Annotated in this window: 22 protein-coding genes; 5 read left to right on the forward strand and 17 right to left on the reverse strand. The window is 62.5% G+C overall.

Features of this window, described 5'->3' with window-relative positions:
• Positions 1–26: 26 nt before the first annotated feature.
• Positions 27–389 (reverse strand): hypothetical protein, encoded by a 363-nt coding sequence (locus AC1Z3V_RS12310; RefSeq protein WP_483499228.1) that lies wholly within the window; start codon positions 387–389, stop codon positions 27–29.
• A gap of 172 nt (positions 390–561) precedes the next feature.
• Between AC1Z3V_RS12310 and AC1Z3V_RS12315 the strand changes: the two genes are divergently transcribed.
• A complete protein-coding gene (locus tag AC1Z3V_RS12315; RefSeq protein WP_483499655.1) occupies positions 562–1,068 on the forward strand; it encodes a cytochrome c in 507 nt (168 codons plus the stop codon).
• A 34-nt stretch (positions 1,069–1,102) separates the two neighbouring features.
• On the opposite strand, the gene AC1Z3V_RS12320 is transcribed toward AC1Z3V_RS12315, so the two are convergent.
• Positions 1,103–1,324 carry a heavy-metal-associated domain-containing protein gene (locus AC1Z3V_RS12320; protein ID WP_483499230.1) on the reverse strand — a complete coding sequence of 74 codons (222 nt, stop codon included), beginning with the start codon at positions 1,322–1,324 and terminating at the stop codon, positions 1,103–1,105.
• Between the two features lie 159 nt (positions 1,325–1,483).
• Complete coding sequence (chrA, locus tag AC1Z3V_RS12325; protein WP_483499657.1) at positions 1,484–2,686, reverse strand: chromate efflux transporter; 1,203 nt, start codon at positions 2,684–2,686, stop codon at positions 1,484–1,486.
• A gap of 197 nt (positions 2,687–2,883) precedes the next feature.
• On the opposite strand from chrA, the gene AC1Z3V_RS12330 reads away from it, so the two are divergent.
• Positions 2,884–3,099 carry a hypothetical protein gene (locus tag AC1Z3V_RS12330; protein WP_483499232.1) on the forward strand — a complete coding sequence of 72 codons (216 nt, stop codon included), beginning with the start codon at positions 2,884–2,886 and terminating at the stop codon, positions 3,097–3,099.
• A 221-nt stretch (positions 3,100–3,320) separates the two neighbouring features.
• Here AC1Z3V_RS12330 and AC1Z3V_RS12335 read toward each other — a convergent pair whose 3' ends face one another.
• The 10 genes from AC1Z3V_RS12335 to AC1Z3V_RS12380 all read right to left on the reverse strand — a co-directional run bounded on the left by AC1Z3V_RS12335 (position 3,321) and on the right by AC1Z3V_RS12380 (position 14,380).
• Positions 3,321–4,730 carry an FAD-binding oxidoreductase gene (locus AC1Z3V_RS12335; RefSeq protein ID WP_483499234.1) on the reverse strand — a complete coding sequence of 470 codons (1,410 nt, stop codon included), beginning with the start codon at positions 4,728–4,730 and terminating at the stop codon, positions 3,321–3,323.
• Positions 4,731–4,786: 56 nt separating this feature from the next.
• Positions 4,787–5,362, reverse strand: a complete 576-nt coding sequence (gfa, locus tag AC1Z3V_RS12340) for an S-(hydroxymethyl)glutathione synthase (RefSeq protein ID WP_483499235.1) — start codon at positions 5,360–5,362, stop codon at positions 4,787–4,789.
• A gap of 117 nt (positions 5,363–5,479) precedes the next feature.
• On the reverse strand, positions 5,480–6,607 hold the full coding sequence (locus AC1Z3V_RS12345; protein ID WP_483499237.1) for an S-(hydroxymethyl)glutathione dehydrogenase/class III alcohol dehydrogenase: 1,128 nt from the start codon (positions 6,605–6,607) through the stop codon (positions 5,480–5,482).
• Between the two features lie 48 nt (positions 6,608–6,655).
• Positions 6,656–7,342 (reverse strand): ABC transporter permease, encoded by a 687-nt coding sequence (locus AC1Z3V_RS12350; RefSeq protein ID WP_483499238.1) that lies wholly within the window; start codon positions 7,340–7,342, stop codon positions 6,656–6,658.
• Positions 7,343–7,345: 3 nt separating this feature from the next.
• Entirely contained in the window at positions 7,346–8,053 is a 708-nt protein-coding gene (locus tag AC1Z3V_RS12355) for an ABC transporter permease (protein WP_483499240.1), read from the reverse strand.
• Positions 8,054–8,143: 90 nt separating this feature from the next.
• Positions 8,144–8,941, reverse strand: coding sequence for a transporter substrate-binding domain-containing protein (locus AC1Z3V_RS12360; RefSeq protein WP_483499242.1), 798 nt, complete (start codon positions 8,939–8,941; stop codon positions 8,144–8,146).
• A gap of 77 nt (positions 8,942–9,018) precedes the next feature.
• Positions 9,019–10,983: a DUF2817 domain-containing protein gene (locus AC1Z3V_RS12365; protein ID WP_483499243.1), complete on the reverse strand. Its 1,965-nt coding sequence runs from the start codon at positions 10,981–10,983 to the stop codon at positions 9,019–9,021.
• A 110-nt stretch (positions 10,984–11,093) separates the two neighbouring features.
• Complete coding sequence (gene hisC / locus AC1Z3V_RS12370) at positions 11,094–12,203, reverse strand: histidinol-phosphate transaminase (RefSeq protein WP_483499245.1); 1,110 nt, start codon at positions 12,201–12,203, stop codon at positions 11,094–11,096.
• A gap of 17 nt (positions 12,204–12,220) precedes the next feature.
• Positions 12,221–13,321, reverse strand: a complete 1,101-nt coding sequence (locus AC1Z3V_RS12375) for an FAD-binding oxidoreductase (protein ID WP_483499246.1) — start codon at positions 13,319–13,321, stop codon at positions 12,221–12,223.
• Positions 13,322–13,333: 12 nt separating this feature from the next.
• Complete coding sequence (locus tag AC1Z3V_RS12380) at positions 13,334–14,380, reverse strand: aromatic ring-hydroxylating dioxygenase subunit alpha (RefSeq protein WP_483499248.1); 1,047 nt, start codon at positions 14,378–14,380, stop codon at positions 13,334–13,336.
• A 124-nt stretch (positions 14,381–14,504) separates the two neighbouring features.
• On the opposite strand from AC1Z3V_RS12380, the gene AC1Z3V_RS12385 reads away from it, so the two are divergent.
• The 3 genes from AC1Z3V_RS12385 to AC1Z3V_RS12395 all read left to right on the forward strand — a co-directional run bounded on the left by AC1Z3V_RS12385 (position 14,505) and on the right by AC1Z3V_RS12395 (position 19,105).
• Positions 14,505–15,437: a LysR family transcriptional regulator gene (locus AC1Z3V_RS12385; RefSeq protein WP_483499659.1), complete on the forward strand. Its 933-nt coding sequence runs from the start codon at positions 14,505–14,507 to the stop codon at positions 15,435–15,437.
• Between the two features lie 335 nt (positions 15,438–15,772).
• Positions 15,773–18,343: an SH3 domain-containing protein gene (locus tag AC1Z3V_RS12390; protein ID WP_483499250.1), complete on the forward strand. Its 2,571-nt coding sequence runs from the start codon at positions 15,773–15,775 to the stop codon at positions 18,341–18,343.
• Between the two features lie 336 nt (positions 18,344–18,679).
• On the forward strand, positions 18,680–19,105 hold the full coding sequence (locus AC1Z3V_RS12395; RefSeq protein ID WP_483499251.1) for a plastocyanin/azurin family copper-binding protein: 426 nt from the start codon (positions 18,680–18,682) through the stop codon (positions 19,103–19,105).
• Positions 19,106–19,242: 137 nt separating this feature from the next.
• Here the strand turns inward: AC1Z3V_RS12395 and AC1Z3V_RS12400 are convergent, their stop codons facing one another.
• Genes AC1Z3V_RS12400 through AC1Z3V_RS12415 form a run of 4 tightly spaced genes read right to left on the reverse strand, consistent with a single transcriptional unit; the run spans position 19,243 to position 22,847 of the window.
• Positions 19,243–20,052: an ABC transporter ATP-binding protein gene (locus AC1Z3V_RS12400; protein WP_483499252.1), complete on the reverse strand. Its 810-nt coding sequence runs from the start codon at positions 20,050–20,052 to the stop codon at positions 19,243–19,245.
• Positions 20,049–21,002 carry an ABC transporter ATP-binding protein gene (locus tag AC1Z3V_RS12405; protein ID WP_483499253.1) on the reverse strand — a complete coding sequence of 318 codons (954 nt, stop codon included), beginning with the start codon at positions 21,000–21,002 and terminating at the stop codon, positions 20,049–20,051. The genes AC1Z3V_RS12400 and AC1Z3V_RS12405 overlap by 4 nt, the downstream gene beginning before the upstream one ends.
• Positions 20,989–21,828, reverse strand: coding sequence for an ABC transporter permease (locus AC1Z3V_RS12410; RefSeq protein WP_483499255.1), 840 nt, complete (start codon positions 21,826–21,828; stop codon positions 20,989–20,991). The genes AC1Z3V_RS12405 and AC1Z3V_RS12410 overlap by 14 nt, the downstream gene beginning before the upstream one ends.
• Complete coding sequence (locus AC1Z3V_RS12415) at positions 21,825–22,847, reverse strand: ABC transporter permease (protein ID WP_483499257.1); 1,023 nt, start codon at positions 22,845–22,847, stop codon at positions 21,825–21,827. Before AC1Z3V_RS12415 ends, AC1Z3V_RS12410 begins: the two co-directional genes overlap by 4 nt.
• Positions 22,848–22,863: the final 16 nt, after the last annotated feature.

Genomic DNA, 22,863 nt, shown 5'->3' on the forward strand with positions numbered 1-22,863 from the left:
ACCAGCGCCAACGGCGCTGGCCTGGCTCATCCGATGGATCGAGGAGGGCCGATGGCCGGCCGGGAGATGATGCCGTCGATGGGCGGTTGGGGGGAGAGGTCCCGGCGATCGCCCGACTTCAGGGTGACTTCGCCGAAGATTGGGGCCGGGAAAAGCGTGTAGCACAGGCCGCAGACGCGTTTGCAGCAGGCTTTCTGATCGCCTGTTTCGGTCTTGCCATGGAGATCGGCTTTCCCCTGTGAGGAAATGACATCTTCGCTGCCGGCAACGTGTGGCTCGCCTGCGATGGGGGCTGCCTCGGCAATCGGCGCGACCAGAAACAGGATGGCGACCAAGGCGGCCACCAATCCCCTTGCATGTTTCTGGACGGTCTGGCTGGCGGCGATCATGTTTTCGTCCGACACCTGGTGCTCTATTCACCCACAATGCGCGATGCTCGCCGGATTCGCCTTGACCTTGATCAAAAGGCAACAATGGCACGGCGCTCGATGAAAGGATGGCACCCGAATGTGTTCGAATGCGGTTAAATCGTCCGGCCTCATTCTTGCGGTGGTTGCAGTTATGTCGGTCTCGGCTGCGACCGCACAGCCTGGCGATGACGTCGTTCGTGAGAGGCAGCGGAATATGAAGGCGGTGGCGGCTGCCGCCAAGAGCATCGACGCCGTGTTCAAAGGTACATCCCCTTACGACGCAAAGGCGTTCAAATCGGCCGCCGAAACCATCAGGGCGTATTCGGGGAAACGCCTGTCGGAACTGTTCGGGGGTCCGGTCGTCGCCGTGGGCTCCAAGGCCAGCGCCCGTATCGAAGCAGAGCGACCGACATTCGACAAGCTGGCGACCGACCTTGGCGCATACGCCGAGGCACTTTCCGTTGCAGCAGACCGCAATCCGGATGTTCTTGCGCCCGACATGCGGATGCATGGCATCGATGCGACGATGGGCGGGCCACTCGCCAAGAGAAACGCGGCGATGCCCGACCCGATGTCCATACCCGCCGAGCACGCTTTCCATTTGATGCTGCAGGTTTGCACGTCCTGCCACGCCAAGTTCCGCACGAAAGACAACTAGTCGACGGCAGCAGGTGGGCGTCGCAAAACCAGGATCACCCGACGTGGCTGCAGCAGGATTTCTTGAAGGAGGCCTGGTAGCCGGCTTCTGCGATCGCGGCAACGAAGGCATTGGAGGGGATCTGAGAGTTGATCGATGCGGTCTTCGCATCGATATCCACAGCGACCTTGGCGCTGGGATCGACCGACTTCACCGCCTTTTCGACCGCTCCGGCGCAGTGCCCACAGGTCATGTCGGGGATGTTGAGATGGTGCATTTGGAAACTCCATTTGATCTGACCTGTGTGAATGTGGGGCTTCCAACGGTGGCAAGGTCAAGGGCACAGTCGCAGACAATTTTCTCCTTCTTCTAGGAGATGAGACTGACACGGTTCTCCCACGCCAGAACAGCAGGCTCACAAGCGCTTCCGACGAACTCAGAGAAGCTGGAGCGACGCTCCGCCCATTGCGGTGACTACGACCACAATCCATGGCGGCGCTTTCCATACGACGAGCAGGATGAATGCCGTCAGGGCGAGCGCGAAGTCGTAGGGTTTCAAGACGGCGCTGGTCCAGACCGGGCTGTAAAGTGCCGCTCCCAAAATGCCGACCACGGCCGCGTTCGCGCCGCGCATCGCAGCCTGGGCAAGGGGCCGTTTGCGAAAACTATCCCAGAAGGGCAGAGCGCCGACGAGCAGCAGGAAGCCGGGCAGGAAAATCGCTACGAGGCAGATGCCCGCACCGAGAACGCCATTCGGTGCCGGTCCCCTGACCGCGCCGAGATAGGCGGCAAAGGTGAAGAGGGGACCCGGTACTGCCTGCGCCGCGCCATAGCCTGCGAGGAAGGCATCATTCGAAACCCAACCGGGAGCGACCACTTCGGCCTGAAGCAACGGCAAGACCACATGTCCGCCGCCAAAGACGAGAGAACCTGATCGATAGAAGGCGTCGAACAGCGACCAACTCTGGGAAGCGGTTGCGATGATCGGCAGGACGCCAAGCAGAACGAGGAAAGCCACGAGACAGAGGATGCCGGCGGGGCGCGTGACGCGGAACGTCAGATGCGTCGATCCCGCGACCGGTCCGTTGCGGCACAGCAGGACCCCGGCGAGGGCGCCGAATGTGATCGCTGCGATTTGCCCGATGGCCCCCGCCGCAAACACGATGATCGATACGGCAGCAAGAGCGATGCTGGCACGCTCGCGATCCGGAGTGAGGTTCTTCGCCATACCCCATACAGCCTGTGCGACGACCGCTACGGCAACGATCTTCAGCCCGTGCAACAGGCCCGTTCCGATTGGACCGTCGAAGGCCGTCGCCGCTATTGCGAATACGACCAGCAGGAGGGCAGACGGCAGCGTGAACGCGGCCCAGGCGGCGAGTGCGCCGAGCGGCCCACCGCGCAGGAGTCCCAGAGCAAAACCGACCTGACTTGAGGCGGGACCGGGCAGAAACTGACAAAGCGCGACGAGATCGGCATAGCCGGCCTCATCGATCCACTTCCGGCGCACGACCAGTTCGTCTCGGAAGTAACCAAGATGAGCGATCGGCCCGCCGAACGATGTCAGACCGAGTTTCAAGAATGCCGCGAAGACTTCGGCTGGCGTGCCTCGATGGCCCCCGGCTACCTCTTCCTGCATTGTCTTCGCCGATGACTTCACCAACAACTCCTGGGTCATCTCGTTGACCAATTCCGGTGTCGCGAACCAATTGGCCGTGTCTTCGTGGCATCACTTCTCGGGCTCGATACCGGAACCGACGGTAGAGGCAATGGGTTGGGGATTCATTCCGCCAAATGATGGCGGTTGATTGAAGCGAAACCAAAGGAGAGCCTCCGATGGCCAGTGAAAGCGATCGTGAGCTTCGTCAACATACGCAAAGAATGCAAATGCGCCTGCAGGACACCATGGATCATCTGCGCGAAGATATCCTGAAGGTCGACGAGCCGCAGTTGAGGGCTATGTTCGAAACGGCGGCCGAGGTTCTGGGTGGTCTCAAAAAGGCGTTCAGCGACTACGAACAGAAGAACGAGGCAGCATGGCGGTCCCGCTAGAACGCGACCAGCGCCGCCAATGACACGCGCCCGGTGATACCCGCCCAGCATCAAGTCCTCGATCCTTGTCAAATTGGAGCCGAGATATTGCTGGCTTCGGTGACAGGCATGTGACTGCGACAGCTATGATGTGTTCATTGCCGGGCATCGGCATGTTAGGGTTGGCGCTTGGGGCGGTGGCCGGAGCATCTCGGCAAGCAAATCCAAGAACCGGGTGCCTCCTAGAGAGAACCCAGGCGCAGAACCTTGCCGGGATTGAGGACCGCGTCAGCGTCGAGCGTGTCCTTCACGCGATGCATGAGGGCCAATTTCACCGGGCTCGAGGTATCCAACAGTTGCCCCACGCGCTTGATGCCGATCCCGTGCTCAGCCGAGAACGCCCCACCGATCGTAACGATATCTCTGTACAGGATCGTCTCGACGGCTTTCGCCTTTTCGGTCGAAACATCGCTGCCGGCTGCGTTGAGAACGATGTGGAGATTTCCGTCGGCGAGGTGGCCGAACACGTAAGGGTCAAGCGTGGCATCCAGTTCCCTAAGATCCGCAAGGCAGCGGTCGAGATAGGCTCCGATTTCCGAAAGCGGGACCGAAACGTCATAGGATGGCGCATTCGCATGTTTTCGATAGATCAGGTCCGTGTCTTCACGCAGCCGCCAAAGATCCGCCTCCTGCGCGCCCGAGGAGGCGATCACCGCCGAGACGTCGGGATGATCGGCGATGACGTCTTCGTAGATACGCTCCAGTTCCGATTGCAACGCTCCCTCTTCTGGTCCGCCCAGCGAGACCAGCAGGTTGAGCGCATGGTCGGGGCTGTAGTCCATGGCCGACCAGGCGTGATGGCCGGAGGTCAGGCGGAAATAGCTATTCCAGATCGCCTCCGCCGCACGCAGTTGACCGTACTCGGCGTCGAGACCTCGACGGACAACCGCAAGCGCCGCATTCACCGACGGTAATCCGAACAGAACCGTGGCCGTGGCCGCGGGTTGCGGTTCGAGTTTGACCGCGATGCGCGTGACGATGCCGAGCGTACCTTCCGCCCCGACAAAGAGATGCTTCAGATCGTAGCCCGTGGCGTTTTTCACGACCCGTGTCATGTCCGAATAGATGGAACCGTCGGCAAGCACCGCCTCCAGACCGAGAATGCGATGCCGCATGACCCCGAAGCGAAAAGCTGCGATGCCGCCGGCATTCGTTGATGCCATGCCTCCGATCGTTGCCGACCCGCGCGACGGCAAATCGATCCCCGTTTCCAGTCGATGTTCGGCAGCCGCCGCTTGCAGCGCCTGCAGCGTCGCGCCCGCCTCCACGACGGCAACGCGCTCGATCGGTGAAATCTGTAGAATTCGGTTGAGCCGCGCGGTTGAAAGCACCAGTTCGCCCGGCCTGGATACCGCGCCGCCGACGAGACCGGTTCGCCCTCCGTGGGTGACGAGCGGAACCCCGTTGGCGCGGCAACATTTGACGACTGCGGCGACCTCGTCGGTCGCTCCGGGGAACACGACTGCGCGAGCCCCCAGATTGTCGGGCGAGACTCCGTGGTCGATCGTGGAGATGGCCTCTCCGTCCTTGAAGTTTCCGTCACCGACAATTTTGCGAATTTCGGCTTTGAACTCGGGCTTTAGGCAATCCATGCGATGCGACCTGCTGGTGGATGTCGGAAAATGTTGAGATGCTTGCGGCAGACCGCTCAGGCCGTCTTGAGCGCGCCGCTTTTCTTCGCCGTCCACGTGGCGATAACGTCCATCAGGCCGGGGTTGAGGCAGTCATAGGGCTCCATGCCCAGTTCGCGCAGCCGGGTACGCACGGCCTCCATTGCGGCCGGGTCATAGCCGCTCTCGATGATCGAGGAGACGAAGGCGGCAAAGCCCGGCTTTGCCCAGCCCGGTTCCTGGAAGCGTTCGGGATGTACGAAGGACAGCCCCTTGAACGGGTGATCGCGTTCGACCGGGCCATACATATGCACGCCGCAGTCCTGGCAGGCATGGCGCTGGATCAGCGCCGTCGGGTCGACGACCGCGAGCTTGTCGCCGTTTTCGACTACCGCAATCTTGTCCGTCGGCGCCACGGCGACGACGGAAAACACTGCCTCGTCGGGTTTCCAACATTTCGTGCAGCCGCACGCGTGGTTGTGGGCGATGTCGCTTTGGACCCTGACCTTCACAGCATTGCGCGCGCAATTGCAGACGAGCGTGCCGCCGGCAAAGGCAGCGTCCGTCGTCTTGAACCCGCTGTCGAGGCATGGATGAATGGCTAGGCTGGGCATGGGCTTCTCCTCCTTTGGGCCGGCGCTGAAGGCCGGCTGTTCACCGGCACCGCCAGCCGCTGGCGCGGCGGTGCGAGACAGGCATCTTCCGTCTGCAGGCGGGGTTGAACCCTCGGCTCAGTAGAGCACGACCGAGCGGATGCTTTCGCCGGAATGCATCAGCTCGAAGCCCCTGTTGATGTCTTCGAGCGGCATCACGTGGGTGATCATCGGGTCGATCTCGATCTTGCCTTCCATGTACCAGTCGACAATCTTCGGCACGTCGGTGCGGCCGCGGGCGCCGCCGAAGGCGGTGCCCATCCAGCTGCGGCCGGTAACGAGCTGGAACGGCCGGGTGGCAATCTCCTGGCCGGCGCCGGCGACGCCGATCACCACCGACTTGCCCCAGCCGCGGTGGGCCGATTCCAGCGCCTGGCGCATCACCTTGGTGTTGCCGGTGCAGTCGAAGGTGTAGTCGGCGCCACCGATCAGGTCGCCATTGCGTTTCGTCATGTTGACGAGATAGGGCACGATGCCGTCGCCGACCTCCTTGGGGTTGACGAAGTGGGTCATGCCGAAGCGTTCGCCCCAGGCCTTCTTGTCGTTGTTGAGATCGACGCCGATGATCATGTCGGCGCCGGCAAGCCTGAGGCCCTGGATGACGTTGAGGCCGATGCCGCCGAGACCGAAGACGATCGCGGTCGCGCCGATCTCCACCTTGGCCGTGTTGATGACCGCACCAATGCCGGTGGTGACGCCGCAGCCGATGTAGCAGATCTTGTCGAAGGGGGCGTCCGGGTTGACCTTGGCAACGGCGATCTCCGGCAGCACCGTGTAGTTGGCGAAGGTCGAGCAGCCCATATAGTGGTGGATCTTGTCCTTGCCGATCGAGAAGCGCGAGGTGCCGTCCGGCATCAGGCCCTGCCCTTGCGTCGCGCGGATCGCCGTGCAGAGGTTGGTCTTCCGGCTCAGGCAGGAATAGCATTTACGGCATTCGGGCGTGTAGAGCGGGATGACGTGATCGCCCGTCTTCACCGAGGTGACGCCCGGGCCGACGTCGACGACGATGCCGGCGCCTTCATGGCCGAGGATCGCCGGGAACAGGCCCTCTGGATCGGCGCCCGACAGGGTGAAGTCGTCGGTGTGGCAGAGGCCGGTGGCCTTGACCTCGATCAGCACCTCGCCGGCCCGCGGGCCGTCGAGCTGAACCGTCATGACCTCAAGCGGCTTGCCGGCCTGAACGGCAACGGCGGCGCGTACATCCATTTGATTTCTCTTTCTTCTAGAGTTTTCCAACGGTTTCAGGCGGCAAGCTCATCTGGGCAGGTAGCGTGTAAGACGGGCTTCCAGGAGCCGTACGAGCGTGATCAGCACCAGATTGATGAGCAGGTAGAGCATGCCGGCGATTGCGAATATTTCGAGGATTGCATAGGTCTGGCTCATCAGCCGCTTTGCATGGCCGGTAATCTCCAGGACGGTGATTGTCGAAGCCAGGCTCGTTCCCTTGACGACGAGCACAAGTTCGTTGCCGTAGGCTGGCAGCGCTTGCCGGATAGCGAGGGGAAACGTGATCCGGCGAAAGCGCAAAAGCCGCGACATGCCGCAGGCCTGTGCTGCTTCGACGAGCCCTCCCGGAATGGACATGAGGCCGCCACGCAAGATCTCCGACGTATAGGCCGCGGTGTTGAGAGCGAGCGCCAGGACCGCGCAGTGGGCGCCGTCACCGATAATCCACCAGAGCACGGGGTTGTCCCGCACGAAGGAAAGCTGGCCGAGACCGTAGTAGAAGAGGAAGAGCTGTACCAGCAGCGGTGTGCCGCGGAAGACGGTGCTGTAGCCCTTGGCAAAGCCGCTGAGAGCCGCGTTCTTCGACAGGCGCATGACTGCAAGCGCCAGGCCGAGGCTAAAGCCGATGGCGATCGAGGCGATCGTCAGGACGGCGGTTAGCCACAGTCCCTTGGCAAGGGTCGGAACCGCGAGGAAAACGAGTTCGAAATCCATGACCTATTTCCTCGTACGGGGGCGCAACAGGCGTTCGATCCAGTCGAACCCACCCTGGCTGGCGAGCGTGATCGCGAGGTAGACGAGAGCTGCGATGAAATAGAAGATGAAGGGATGCCGGGTGGAGCCTGCCCCGACGAAGGCGGCACGCATCAATTCCTGCAAGCCGACCACCGAGACAAGTGCTGTGTCCTTGATCGTGGTCTGCCAGACATTGTTCATGCCCGGGACGGCAATTCGCAGCATCTGAGGGGCGATAATGCGGCGAAAGATGCGCCTGCCCGGAATCCCGAGCGCGCGTGCGGCCTCGATATGGCCGCCGGGAATGGCAGCCAGAGCACCGCGCACGACCTCCGTTGAATAGGCCCCCGATATCGCGGCGATCGCGACGACAGCGATGGTGAAGGCGTAACCGTTGCCAGCCAGCCCCTCATAACCAAAGGCGGCGGCGACCTTGGCCACGAACTCGACGGAGGAGAAAAAGAGGAGATAGATGATCAGAAGTTCCGGCACGCCGCGCACGATAGACGTGTAGAAGTCCACGGCGAGCGTCAGCGGAAAAAGCCGTGCCCATTTTATCAGGCCACAGGCAACGCCGATGACGACGCCAAGGGTCATGCTCGCCAGGCCGAGCGCGACGGTAATCGCTGCTCCGCGCAGGATCGCCGACACCCAGCCGCCTTCCCATACCTGCCAAAATCCAAGTTCCATCGAGATCCGCCTATCTTCGCATTCCTGTCGGATAACACCCGGAGAAAGGCGCGACCTGTAGTCTCTCTTTCTCCGGGGATGCCGTTGCCGCTACTGGCAGGGACGGGAAATGTCCGTCTTGAACCAGGTCTGGCTTGCTTTGCCGATCGAGCCATCGGCGACCAGCTCACAGAGCGCCTTGTCGATACGGGCCTTGAGTTCGGTGTTCTCCTGCGCGATGCCGACGCCGATGCCCTCGCCGAGCGTCGGGTCGAAGGTGCTCAATACCTTGACGTCAACGAACTGGAAGTCCTTGCCGTCGGGACGTGCCAGGAAGTCCTGCAGGGCGGATGCATCCGCAAATGCAGCCTCGACGCGGCCGCTGGCGAGGTCGATCTGCATCTGATCGAGCGTGTCATAGGTCTTCAAGACCGCGGATGAGGCCCGCTTTTCCATGAAATGCGCATGGGTCGTGCCAGCCTGGACGCCGACCGTGCGACCGTCGAGCGATGTCAGCAGCGTCTCGATGTCCTTGACGCCAGCAAGATCGGAATCCTTCTTCACCACGAACATGTTGGCGAGTTCCGCGTAGCCGACCGAGAAATTGATCTGCTTCTTGCGTTCGGCGGTAATCGACATGCCGGAAATGATGATGTCAAAACGCTTGGCCTTCAGCGCCGGAATGAGACCGTCGAAGGCCTGCACGACGAAATGGCACTTCATTTCCAGCTTGGCACAGAGCAGGTTTCCGACATCGGCATCGAAGCCCGTGACGTTGCCGGCGGAGTCGGCCATGCTCCATGGCGGATATTCGCCCTCCGTGCCGATCGACAATTCGCCCTCGGCGGCGTGCGCCGCGGTGAGGCCGGCGGCCAAATACGTGGCGAGCAGTAGATTTTTCAGCTTCATGTTTTGGTTCCCCTTGCTGAGCATTCTTGTTGGCTCTCGTCCGGAGAGGTCCCCGGACGGGTGATGCCGGCGGAGCGTCAGAGCGTACGGGCCAGGAACTGGCGCATGCGTTCGGAGCGCGGGTTGGTAAAGACCTCCGCCGGGGCACCCTCTTCCTCAACCTTTCCCTGGTGGAGGAAGAGGATCTTGTGCGAGACCTCGCGTGCGAACTGCATTTCATGCGTCACGAGGATCATCGTATTTCCTTCTTCGGCCAGTTGCCGGATCACGCGCAGCACCTCGCCGACCAGTTCCGGATCGAGCGCCGAGGTCGGTTCGTCCAGCAGGATGAGCTTCGGGCGCATGGCGAGCGTGCGGGCGATAGCGGCGCGCTGTTGCTGGCCGCCGGACAACTGGCCGGGGTACTGGGCGTGCTTGTCGCTGAGACCGACCTTCTTCAGGAGGGCGTGCGCGTGGTCGATTGCTGCCTGGCGATTTTCCTTCAAGACATGCAGCGGCGCTTCGATGATGTTTTCGAGGACCGTCATGTGCGGCCAGAGGTTGAAGTTCTGGAACACCATGCCGACCCGCGAGCGGATGCGCTCGACTTGCTTCATGTCGGCCGGCGCAGCGCCGCCATCCGCCGTCTTCTTCATGCGGATTTCTTCGCCGTCGATGATAATGCGCCCGTCGTTCGGCTGTTCGAGCAGATTGATGCAGCGCAGGAACGTGCTCTTTCCCGAACCGGAGGAACCGATCATCGACACGACCTCGCCCGGTTGCGCTAAGATGTTAACGCCGTTGAGCACGGAGAGGGGCCCAAAGCGCTTGTGAATGTCGTGCACCTCGATGGCCGGCTTTTGGTGGAGCTTCGGGGCTCCAGCTTCGAGGTGGGGGACGACGGTCACAGCCGACGCGGCAGGAACGGGTTTTTCGGCTCCTGCGCCCCCGACTGCCTTGAGGTCCACAAAGGCGCGGTCGAAGTGGCTGAGCGAAGCCGCGAGACAGGTGCGCTGCCAGTGCGGATCTTCGGGAATGAAGGCTGCGCGCAGTGTCTCCTTGATCCTGTTGCCAAGCGGTGTGTCGATCTTGCCGAACAAATGAAGCCAGTTGTCCGCCTGAACCGCATCGGAGACGGTGGCGCCGTCCAGGGTCCCGCATTCGACGACCAGTGGCAGGACTCGCGCCTCAGGCAGTGCAGTTCGCACCGCGGCTGAGACGTAACCCGTCGCCGTCGCGGCAATACCGGTATCCGTCGTTGCATTCTCGCCGGTAAGGACGATCGAGAGGGCAGGACCGAAGATGCGCCGTCCCCATTCGAGACCCGCATGGTCATGCTCGGCAACGGAAAGAAGTGCGGGATAACCATAGGGGCCGGCACCCGTGTGCAGGTCGAAAACGACGACCTCGGTCGCACGCTGCGCGAATGTCGACAGGATCTCGATAAGCGTGCGGTTGGACCAGACGGGACCGTCACCGCCGTAGAACAGGCCATCCGGGAAGTCGTACTGGCCGGCTTCCACGATCGGGGCGATGCCTGCATAGCCGCCGAGCCTCTGCTTCCAGGCTTCATAGGCTTCCGTTGCAGCATCACGCGCCGGCCCCTCCCGGGCCGGGCAAACGAGGGCATCGTGCAGGGCGGCATAGCGCTCGTTTTTCGGTGGACCCTTCGGCCAGTCGATGAAGTTGCGGTTGAGATCGACGTTGTCTTCGTTCACGCGGCGCGTCCAGGCCGTGCCCCAGGGGTTGATGAGGTGGATCGCCAGGATGGCGGTGTCGTCGGGGAGCTGCCAGGGCGAGTTCTGTGAAAGCCAGGCGGTCTGGCAGGCCGAGCCGAAGGGGCCCTCGATGCCATGCGTGCCGGAGATCAGCACCAGCAGCTTCTTGGCATCATCGCGTCCAAGATAGGCGACATCGGTCGCGAGACGCTCGCCGCTCGGGCCGTGCAGCGGATGCAGGTATTCGACCAGGCTCGCCCCGGCGGTCCGCGCGGCGGAGAGAAACCGGGTGCGCAGGGCCGAGAAATCGCCGGCGAAAAGGCCGGCAGGCGTTGATGGGGACATGCGGCTGGGCTCCCGGTTTATCTGGTAGAGACTTGCGTTTCCGCTCATTGTTTGTTCCCGCGGGGCTTGGCGCCCCTTTGTTATGTATAAGGTTGAGAGGGCGGCAGGCTTCAGCCCCTGGCGAAAGCGCGCAGCGCATCGAGGAAGCGGTCGTTCTGCGCAGGGGTGCCGATCGTTACGCGGATGAAGGTGTCGTAACCCTTCTCTTTCCACGGCTTGACGATGATGCCGCTCGACAGAAAGTGCTGCATGGCTGCCAGGCTGTCCCCGCCGACGTCGATGAACAGGAAGTTGGTCTGTGATCTCGCTGACGGAAGTCCCATGGCGGCGGCCGCTTCGACGACCCGCGTTCGCTCCAGTATCAACGCTGCAACCGAAGACAACATCCATGCCTCGTCCTCGAGTGCGGCGACGGCGGCGACCTGCGCGGCAGCGTTGACGTTGAACGGCGTCTTGGCCGCTGTCACTGCGCGTGCAAGCCGCACATCGGACGTCACCGCGTATCCGACGCGCAGGCCCGCAAGGCCGTAGGCTTTAGAAAAGGTTCGCAGAACCACCCAGGAAAGATCCGTGCAGGAAAGCGTCGCAAGGCCGTCGGGCATGTCGTTGTCGATGAACTCGAAATAGGCCTCGTCCAGCACGAGGAGCGTTTGGGGCGTGACGGCTGCGAGAACGTACGCCAGGCTCTCTCGGTCAAGTGCCGGGCCGACCGGATTGGAGGGGGAGGAAAGGAAGAAGATCGCCGGCGCCCGCTCGAGCATGGCGACGATTGCCGGTATGTCGAAGTCCAGGTCCGCCCGCATGCCGACCTTCTCGACTTTGGCGCCATTGGCCAGCGCTTCGATCTCGTGCAGCCCGAAGCCGGGACAGACGGTCGCCACCAGGGCGCCCGGGCTAAGGACCGCGCGACAGACTGCGGCGATCATCTCCTCAGAGCCGTTACCGACGACGATGCGATCACCGGCAACGCCGAGCTTCTGGCTGAGCGCCGCGCGGAGCGTCGTGCAGGCAGGATCGCAATAGCGTGAGGGATCGAGGTTCGCGAGTGCCGCTGCGACACGCGGCGAACAGCCGTGCGGATTCTCGTTGCTGGCGAGCGCTGCAATGTCTTGCCGACCGCTTTGCCGTCGCGCCGCGGCGATGTTCATGCCGGCATTGTACGGCGGCAGGCCGGCCACGTGTGGATTGAGCGGGATTTCGGGTTGGAGCGTTTTCGTCACGGATCTTCCTTTAGCGGTCAGAGATCGAGCACGATCGAGGACTTCGGTCTGGCGCAGCACAGGAGCACCCGGCCCGGCGTCACCTCGTCGAGCGGGTCCTCGAAATAGTCCACTTCGCCGGAGACGAGGCCCTGTTCGCAACTCCCGCAGACCCCCGCCCGACAGGAGAATTCCGGTTCGATGCCCTTTGCCTCGAGGAAAGCGAGGAGGGATTCGCTGCTGCCATCCCAGGCCAGCTCGTGCCCCGATTTCTGAAGGACGATGTGCAGGCCATCCTCCCCGGTGGTTGCCTCTGTCGTGCGCGTCATCGGGGGCCGCGCCGTGGTTTGCTCCGTCTCCGAGAGGAGGCTCGCCGGCCCGAAGAATTCATAGGCGATGCGTTCCTTCCGCACCCCAAGGCTGGTCAGAATGCCGTAAAGGGCCCGCATGAAGGGCGGTGGCCCGCACATGTAGATGTCGTAGTCGTCGAGCGGGAGAAGGTCCTGAAGCGTGGTGCGCGTCAGGAAACCCGCGGAGTGACACCGGGCCGTCTCGAGGTCACCGCTTTCGGCGAAGCGGTAGCAGACATGCAGGGTAATGCCGGGCCGCAGGGCGGCCAATTCCTCGATCTCCGCCCGCAGGGCATGGACCGCCGCGCTGTCGCAGGCGTGAATGAACCAGACGGGACGGTCGCTTTCGCGTGCCAGCACATCCAGCATCGAGACTGTCGGGGTCAAGCCGACGCCGCCGGAAAGAAGGACGACGGGGCGGGAGCTCGCCCTGTCGAGTTTGAATGCGCCGCGCGGCGGCTCGATCTCGATGACGGCGCCGGGCTCGATCTCGTCATGGAGCCAGCAGGAGCTCAATCCCTCGGGCAGATCCTGCGCGGGTGCTGCCTCACGCTTCACGGTGATCCGATAGGTTCCCTCCTCGCGCGGGGAGGAGGAGACCGTATAGTTGCGCAGGACATGTCCGCCTTTGCGGTCGGGAACACGCAGCGTCAGGAACTGTCCCGGCTCGAACGACTGCCAGTGCTGGCGTTCGAGTGGGGCGAGACGGAAAGACGTGATGGTGGTGCTTTCGCGCACCTTCGAAACGACTTCGAAGGGGCGGAAGCGTGCAGCCGCGACATCGAGCATCCGGAAGATTTCCTATTCAGCCGCTGCGCTCGCCGGGCCGGCTTGCGTTTCGGCGGCAATCAGCTGGGCGAGCTTGCGTCGGAAGCGCATCGGACCGACGTCGATCTTCAGGTCGAGATTCGGCGTCTGCATGTTGGCCATTCCCTGATGGACGGCCTCCAGCACCACGCGGTCTTCCTCGAAGGCGCCGCGCACGGATTTAGCAAAGCTCTCGGAGACTTTTGCGTCATCAGGCGCGAAGTTGCGCATCTGGAACCAGTAGTATTTGGTCCGGTTTTCATCGACCGGGGTCATGAAGTTGTAGCTGTCCATGAGGAAGGTGTTCTCAGGAAGCGTGCGGCCTTCACCACCAGTATGGGCCGGCGCAAAGATCGCCTTGATGATCGCGTTGCTCGGATAACGCACCTCATAGTGCTGCTTGCGGTCGGTGTTACCCTCGAACTGCAGGAAGGGCGCATAGAACGGGGCCGGTTCCGAGTCGATCATCCAGCGCCAGACGGTAACGCCGTCGTCCTTCACGGTCGTCTCAAGCGGCGTTTCCTCGCAGGCTGAGCTTGCGAAGGACGACTGGTGGACCCAGGCGACATGGGACGGGTCGAGCAAGTTGTCCGTCATGTAGAGGTAGTTGCAGTTCAGCGTCATCGACTCGCCGCGATTGATGCCCCAGGCGGGGTCGCCGAAATGCTCGACTTCGAAGATGTCCTTCGGATCCGCCTTCTCGGCATCGCCCATCCAGATCCAGAGCAGGCCGTAGCGCTCATGGACTGGGTAGGAACGTACCTTGGCGACATGCGGAATGCGCTCGGCGCCCGGCACGCGCGTGCAGGTTCCCGAACAGTCGAAGGTGAGCCCGTGATAACCGCATTCCACGTCGTCACCCTTGATGCGCCCCATGGAAAGCGGCAGTTTCCGGTGGGGGCAGGCATCCTCGAGGGCGGCGGCCTGGCCGTCCCGCTTGCGGTAAAGCACGATGTTTTCGCCGAGCATCGTGACGGGTTTCAGCGCGCGGTCGACCTCGTGATCCCAGGCGGCGACATACCAGGCATTTTTGAGAAACATTTCGCTCTCCTTGCGTTTTGTTAAGTGAATGTTCGACGTTTTTTCTGTGCCAACAAGTTGCCAGCGCCTGCGTTCTTTTTTAGAAAATCTAAATTGGAACGACTTGCTGAAGGAGTGCTTTGCGATGCCGAACCCGTCCTTGCGCGGCTTGCAGGCCTTCGAGGCGATCGGACGATGCGGCTCGGTTAGCGCCGCCGCTGAAGATCTCGGCGTTTCGCCGGGCGCCGTCAGCCAGCTGGTCCGAAACCTGGAGCAGAGTCTTGGCCTGACGCTGCTGGAGCGACGCGGGCGACGGGTTGAACTGTCTTCCTGGGGGCGGCTCTACTATCGGGAAGTCGCAAAAGGCTTCGAACAGCTTTCCCACGCCGCCAACGTGCTCACCCGTGCCAGGAACGAGACCAGCATCGTTCTAAGCGCCCTGACGTCGGTCGCAAACAAGTGGGTCAATCGCAAGATCTTCGACTGGCAATCGCTCTGTCCGGAATCGAGCGTGCGTATCCTCGGCCAGGAGCAGGAGCCCCGCATCGGTATCGAGCAGGTGGATTTCCGCATCACCTATGGGCGGCGCTCCCACGTGCACGAACATGTCGCAACTCTGTTCACCGACTGGGTGGTGCCGGCGTGCTCGCCCGCACTGATTGCCGGACACATCCTCGAGACGCCGCACGACGTCCTCAAGTTTCCGCTCCTCAATGTGGAGTGGGAGGCGGACTATAAAGCGTCTCCGCAGTGGAGGGACTGGGCCGCCCTGGTGCACGCCGACGGCAGCAAGACGTTCTCGGGCCTTTCCTTCACCCTGTCGAGCAGTGCCATCGACGCTGCCGTGAACGGCAGGGGGTTTGTTCTCGCGCAGGTTTCCATGGTCAAGGATGAGATCGCATCCGGAACCTTGGTGGTCCCCTTTGACCTTCGCATGAAACTCCCCGAAAGCTACTACCTCGCCTGGGACCGGGCCGCTCTCGAAAAGCCGTTCGGGCAAAAGTTTCACAAGTGGTTGGTCGGGGTCGCGAGACAACAGGAGCTGCTCTCCGCTCCGCCCTCAGGCCCAGCCGCCTGACGTGCGGCACAACGGAATGAGGAAGCCGTTATCCCGCAGCCCGAACGAGGAAAACGGCGGTAATCGCGGCACGCCGATAGGCGCTTTTCGCGAAAGGCACGCAGCAGCAACTTCGACAGGGCTGCCATTCAGGCAAACGCGTAGATATCGTTCAACGTTCGGTTTAATTAGACGTTGGCAGCGTTGCCAGTTGCACTCGTCATCGAATGTGCAATGATCCTGAAATTAAACGACTTTACCTGGCTGCGAGATGCGCTCGTCGCAGCGATCCGTTTCCGGGGGCTCTTCCAGCGCACAGGGACTTCGAACACCTTAGACACTGAGGGAATGTGATCATGCGTAGAATTCTTGCGTATCTGACGATCGCGTCGTTCGTCTCGACCTCTGCCTTTGCGGATCCAGCCGTCCTGACGGCAAATGTGAATTTCAGGGTGGGCCCGGGCACCGGATTTGACGCAATGCGCGTTATCCCTCAGGGCGAAGAAGTCGATATCAAAGAGTGTGATGCGGAAGCTTCCTGGTGCGCCGTGAGCTATTCCGGCGCAAATGGGTTCGTTGCGGGTAAATATCTCAACCAGTCCGACTCCACCGCGCCGGCCTGGCCAAGGGTGTTCAACACCGACAAGGGCGCGACGATCACTCTCTTCCAACCGCAGATAACGTCCTGGAAGGATTTCAAGGAGCTCGAGGCTCTCGTCGCCACCGAACTCAAATCGTCCGCCGATGCGAAACCGGTCTACGGGATCATTGGGCTTTCAGCCAAGACGGTGGCTGACGATGCCTCTGAAAACGTCACGCTGACAGATATTCGGGCCACGCGGCTCGATTTCTCTGCACTGGATCGCCAGCAGCTTGCCGATCTGGCCCTCGACATCGGAAAGCTCATTCCTACCGATCCGATCGTCGTGTCGCAGCAACGTCTGGCAGCAAGCCTTGCGGATTTCGAGCGGCTTGCAGACGTTCAAGATATCAAGGCCGATCCGCCACCGATCTTCGTCAGTGAAACGCCAGCGATCCTGTTGCAGACGGACGGCAAGGTCGTGTCGGCTCCGGTCAAGGGCGTCGAGGGTCTGTCGTTCGTGGTCAATACGAACTGGGACCTGTTTAAAGTGGAGCAGTCGGGCGACTACTATCTCCGAAGCGACAAGAACTGGCTCACCTCGAAGACATTGGAGAGCGGTTGGAATGAGGCAGAATCGGTTCCGGATCTGTTTTCCAAACTGCCTGACATCGAGAACTGGAAAGGGGTAAAGGCCTCACTTCCACCAGCTCGTTTCAACGAGAACGAGATGCCGAAGGTTTTCTATTCGGAGAAGCCGGCGGAGCTTTTGATATTTAAGGGAAAGCCGGTTCTCGAACCGGTGACGGGCACGGGGCTTGATTGGGTTTCCAATACGACCAGTTCGGTCTTTTTCCATCGGGCCAGCAAGAACTGGTACACGCTTCTCTCCGGACGGTGGTTTTCATCTGCCTCGCTCGACGGACCCTGGAGCTTTGCCACTCCCGATCTACCGGAAGATTTCCTGAATATCCCCGACAACGCGTCCTACTCAGCCGTGCGTGCTTCGATACCCGGTACGTCCGAAAGCGCGATGGCGCGCCTGAGGGCGAGCATTCCGAAGCTTGCGCGGGTTTCGACCGATGGGTCGTTGAAGGTGGAGGTGCACTACAATGGCGAGCCAAAGTTCGAGCCGATCGAGGGCACATCCCTGTTTTATGCCGTCAACGCGAACGAGGAGGTCATCAAGGTCGCGGACAGGTACTTCGTCCTCAAGGATGGAATCTGGTTCGTGGGCGATACGCCGACCGGCCCCTTCGCCGTTGCGCGTGCCGTAGCCGATGAGATCTACACGATCCCATCGTCGTCTCCGGTTTATAACGCGACCTATGTCCGCGTTTACGATACGGAGCCCGACGCTGTCTGGTACGGCTACACCCTCGGCTATCTCTATACCTATCTCGCCTGGGACACCGTCGTCTGGGGTTCGGGATGGTACTATCCGCCGTATTGGGACTACTACGACGACGATTGGCCCTATTATCCGCCGCCGATCAGCTACGGCTTTGGCGCCTCATATAATCCAGCCTACGGCACCTTCGGCCGCTATGGCTACGCCTATGGTCCGGAGAGGGGCCTGGTATTTGGCGCAGCTTATAATCCCGTCACGGGAACCCGATTCCGCGGCGGTGCGGTGGCAGGACCTGGCGGCGAAAGAGGCTTTATCTCCGCCTACAATCCACGCACCGGCAACGCGATGGTCGCGCGGGGCGGGCAGAATGTCTACGGTTCCTGGGGCAGCGTTGCCGTCAAGCACGGTGGAGAATTCGCACGCATCAGCGGCGGGACGACAGGGAATGCCGGCGGGCTGCGCTGGCGCAATACGGAAGGCAACAAAGGCTTTATCGTCGGCAGCAAGGGCGGCGACGTCTATGCTGGCCGCGACGGCAACGTCTATCGCCGCCAGGACGGGCAGTGGCAGAAGCACACACCGGATGGCTGGCAGCCGGTTCAGCGCCCGGAAGGAGAGAACCTCAGGAATGCCGGTCAGCGTGCGGCGTCCAATAGGCCCGAAGCCACGCAACGTATTCAGAACCGGGTCGAGACGCGGCAGGCACCACGCCGCAATCAGCAGGTTCGTCAGCGGGCGCCGGATCATCTTTCCTTCGACCGGGCCGGACGACAGTTCGGCAATCAGAATGAACTGAGCCGGAACTATGGACGACTTTATCAGGAGTCCGGGCGTAATTTCCAGAGCTTCGACGGTGGCGGCGGCTATCGCGGCGGCGGCTTCCAGGGCGGTAGCCGCGGGGGCTACCATGGTGGCGGCGGTCGGGGCGGTGGAGCAGCCTTCCGTGGCGGTGGCGGCCGTGGTGGCGGCGGGCGTGGCGGCGGCGGCCGGCGATAGGCATGTTGATTGGCCACAAGCGCGCTCGACCCGTCCGATGTGTCCGGGAAGAAGCCGCCGACGGTAGCTCCCGACCAAGCGACGGCGCGTCGCGCCGGTTCCTCAGAACTTTTGCGCCCTCATTAAGCAGGCCACAGGACAGCCAATGGACAGGGTGCGTCGCCTAGAACGGCGGTCGGGACCGCACCGCTTTGCCCGTGTTGGTTCCCGTAAACAGGCGGGGGCGAGCGCGCGATTGTTTTCTCGAGACAAGCAAGAGCCCGCCGGCAGCAAGGCCAATCGGCCCCTCGACATGGCGCACTTCGCCGACAACGTTAGCAAAAGGGAAACTAAAAAATGCGGTTCACCCGAAACAATCTCGCAGTGCTTGCTTTCATCTGCATGACGTCGCCTGCATTTGCCGCGACGACCGTCAAGGTCGTCGAGAGCGGCGAGGCGGGCAGTTCGATGACCCTCACGCTGGATCAATCGACCATCAAGGCCGGCGAGACGACCTTTATGGTTCACAACGACGCAATGACAGAAGAACACGAGATGGTGCTGATCAAGCTGAAGTCGGCCGACCAGAAGATCGATGTCGTCGCGGCCAAGCACCGTGTCAACGAAAAGCAGTTGAAAAGCCTTGGCGAAGTGTCCGATCTGAAACCGGGTGCCGATGGCCAGATGAAGGCCAAGCTCACGCCAGGTTCCTATGTGCTTCTCTGCAACATCAAGGGACACTTCGAAGCCGGCATGCATGCGATGCTCACAGTTACGAAATAGCGCATTTGTTGGCGTGACAGCCGATTGCATCCGCGTCCACCGCAGGGGGCGCCGGTCGCGCAGCGAGATCGGGCAGCGGCGTTCAGTCGCTGCCTATGCAGGCCTCAAATAATGCGATCGCTTTCGGACGCTTGGCATCAGCCATAAATCGATCCGCCCCCGGCAGGCCCCTCGCGTCGCCCGAAAGAAAGCAGTTCGCGGGTATAGGGATCGGCCGGCGCATCGATCACGTCTCTGGTTTTTCCGAATTCGATGACATCGCCGCGCCGCATGACCAGAAGCGTGTCGGAAACATGCGCGACGACCTTCAGGTTATGGGTTACGAAGAGCATCGACAGTCCGTGGCGTTCCTTCAGATCCGAGAGGAGATTGAGGATCTGTGCCTGGACCGAGACGTCGAGCGCCGATGTCGGTTCGTCGAGAATGAGGAGACTCGGCTCGAGCGCCAGCGCGCGGGCGATTGCCACGCGCTGGGCCTGACCACCGGAGAGTTCGCTTGCCCGCCGGTCAAGGAAATCGGCCGGCAGACCGCAGTCCGACAGCAGCCCCGCGATCTTCTTCCGCATGGCCGGGCCTTGTCGACCGCCTTGCGCCAGGATCGGCTCGGCAAGGATATCGGCGATCGTCAATCGCGGGCTCAGCGAGAGGAATGGGTTCTGCAGCACGACCCCGATCTTCTGCCGCTCACGGCGCAGCGCGCCGCCTTTCAGCGCTAACCAGTCCCGCCCTTCGAGGCGAATTCGCCCGCTTTCCACAGGAAGCAGCCGAAGGATGGCGCGCAGGAGGCTGGTCTTGCCGGAGCCACTTTCACCGACGATGCCGAGGGTCTCGCCTTTGGCCAGGCGGAAGCTTGCGCCGTTGACCGCGGGTTTCGGACGCGCGGAGAAGAGGCCGGCGCGGTAGCGGATAACGAGGTTGTCGACGTCGAGTATCGGGGGCGTGGTCATGCAGCGTCCTCCGGCAGATGGCACAGCCAGCGATGCGCGGCAAGGCTGCGCTCCGGTGGCGGCGTGACCGCGCACATCCGGAGCGCCTGGGGACAGCGTGTGGCAAAGGCGCAACCGGTGATCGCTGAGCGCGGCGGCGGGATGGAACCCTCAATGGCGGCAAGCCGCGCCCCATGCGGTGCGGCGTCGGGAAGTGCGGCGAGCAGGGCGCGGGTGTAGGGGTGTCCGGGGCTTTGCAACACGATGTCGACCGGACCGGTTTCGACGGAGCGGCCAGCATAGAGCACGGTGGCGCGGTCGCAGGCCTCGGCGATGACGTCCATGTCGTGCGTGATCATCAGCACGGTCAGGCCGCGCTCGGTCACCAGCTTGCGCAGAAGCGCCAGAACCTGGGCGCCGACCGAGACGTCGAGCGCCGTGGTCGGCTCGTCGGCAATGAGGAAGTCGGCGCCGGTCGCCAGCGCCTGGGCGATGACGACGCGCTGCTGCATGCCGCCCGAAAGCTGATGCGGATAGCTGCGGAGCACTTTGTCTGGATCAGGCAACCCTGTTGCGGCGAGCAGATCAATCGCCTCTGCGCGCCGGGCCCGATGCGGCAGATCGCGATGGGTGCGGATCACATCGTCCATCTGGCTGGCGATGCTGAGCACCGGATTGAGGGCGGCGGCCGGATCCTGGGCGATCATGCCGATCCGTCGGCCGCGCAGGCGGGCCGCCTGCGCCCGCAGGTCCTCGCCGTCGAAATGGAACCGGTCGGCAACGATGCGCGCCCCCTTCGGAGCAAGGCCGAGCGCCGCCATCCCGGTCATTGTCTTGCCGCAGCCGGATTCGCCGATGACCCCATGAATCTCGCCGCGCTCGATTTCAAGGCTGACTGCACGCACGGCGTGAACGTCGCCCTCCGGCGTCGGGATGCTGACCGAAAGGTTGCGGATATCAAGCAGAGGCACGGGCAGTCCCTCCCTTGCGGTCGCGCAGCGCATCGCCAAGCACGCTGAAGGCGAGCGCGATAACGAAGATGGTGAGACCTGGCATGGCCGAGTACCACCAGCGCGCGGGGAAGAACTTGCGACCGGCATCGACCATCTGGCCCCAGTCGGCGGTCGGCGGCAACACGCCCAGACCAAGGAAGGAGAGGGCTGCGGCAGTAAGAAGGGCCGGCCCGACATCGAGCGCAGCCTGCACGGTGAGCGGCCTGCCGGTCGCTGGCAGGATGTGGCGGAGGATGATTCGCCAATGCGAGACGCCGGCGAGCTGTGCCGCCTCCACGTAAGGCTGGCTGCGCAGCACCAGCACCTCCGCGCGGGCCAGCCGCGCATACCAGGGCCACCAGGTCACAGCGACGGCGATGACGCTGTTTAGAAAGCCCGGTCCGAGGGCAGCGGCCATGAGCACCGCCAGCAACAGCGCAGGAAAGGCGAGGAAGACGTCGGTACCGCGCATCAGGGCCTCGTCGATCCAGCCGCCGAAGTAGCCGGCAGCAAGACCGATCGGCAGGCCGATCAGCAACGAGAAGGCGACGATCAGCATGCCGTTCGTCAATGAGACCCGGGTCCCGTAGACGATGCGGCTCAGGATGTCGCGGCCCAGATGGTCGGTTCCCAGCCAGTAGTCGGCCGAGGGGGGCGAGAGTTTGGCCATGACATTCGGGCCGCCGGCCCCCTGCACGGGATAAGGCGCGATCCACGGCGCGAACAGCGCGACGAGCACGAAGAGCAGGACGACAGCAAGCGCGAGGGTGCCTGGACAACCGAGGCGTTGGATGAGCTTTTTCATGACAGCGCCACCCGCGGGTCGACCAGGGCCTGGGTGATATCGATCAGCAGGTTCATGACGACATAGCAGATGGTCACGACCATGGTGACGGCGGCGATCACCGGAAAGTCCTTGGCAAGGATTGCTTCGGAGACGTAACGACCGAGACCCGGCCAGGCGAATATGATCTCGACGAGCACCGCGCCGGTCAGCGCATAGGCGAAGGAGAGGCCGATCACCGCCAGTGCCGGTCCCATGGCATTCGGTAGCGCGTGACGGAACAGGATGCGCGGTTCGGAAAGGCCAAGCGCGCGGGCGGCAACGATATGCCGGCGCTCGAGAATCTCGATCATCGCCGAACGCGTCAGCCGCATGGCGACGCCGGCCGGATAGGAAGCGAGCGTCAGTGCCGGCAGGATCAAGTGCGCCAACGCGTCGCCGAAAGCGTCGAGGCGGCCAGCGATGAGCGCATCGATCAGGTTGAGGCCGGTCACCATCGGCAGCGGCGCCGAGATGGCGATCTCTCGCGAAAGTCGCCCGGAGAGCGGCAGGATGCCGAGCCATTGCGCAAAGATGAGCTGCAGGATCATGGCCAGGAAAAAGGTCGGCATGGCGACGGCCGCTATGGAACCGAAACTGCAGAGCCTGTCCGCCCAACCGCCTTGCCGCGCCGCAGCGATGACACCGAGCGGAATGCCGATCAGGAGTGCAAGACCGGTCGAAAAGACGGCGAGTTCCAGGGTGGCCGGAAGGTAGGCCCTGAGATCCTCCGCGATGAGGCGCCTGGATTTATAGGAAACGCCGAAATCGGCGGAGGCCATGGCGCCGGCGAAAGTCGCGAAACGGGCCGAGAGGGGCGCGTCGAGATTGAGCTCCTGACGCGCCTTCTCGATCTGCTCAGCCGTGGGGCGCGGGCCCGCGTAGAGCGCCGCGGGGTCCGACGGAACGACCTGTGCCACCACGAAGACCAGGAAGGTCACGCCCACCAACACGAAGGCGGAGAGGAACGTGCGGCGCAGGATGTAGCGTAGAAGTTCCATCAGAACCCCCTGCGTG

It is taken from the genome of Ensifer sp. 38_S197 (assembly GCF_056924495.1).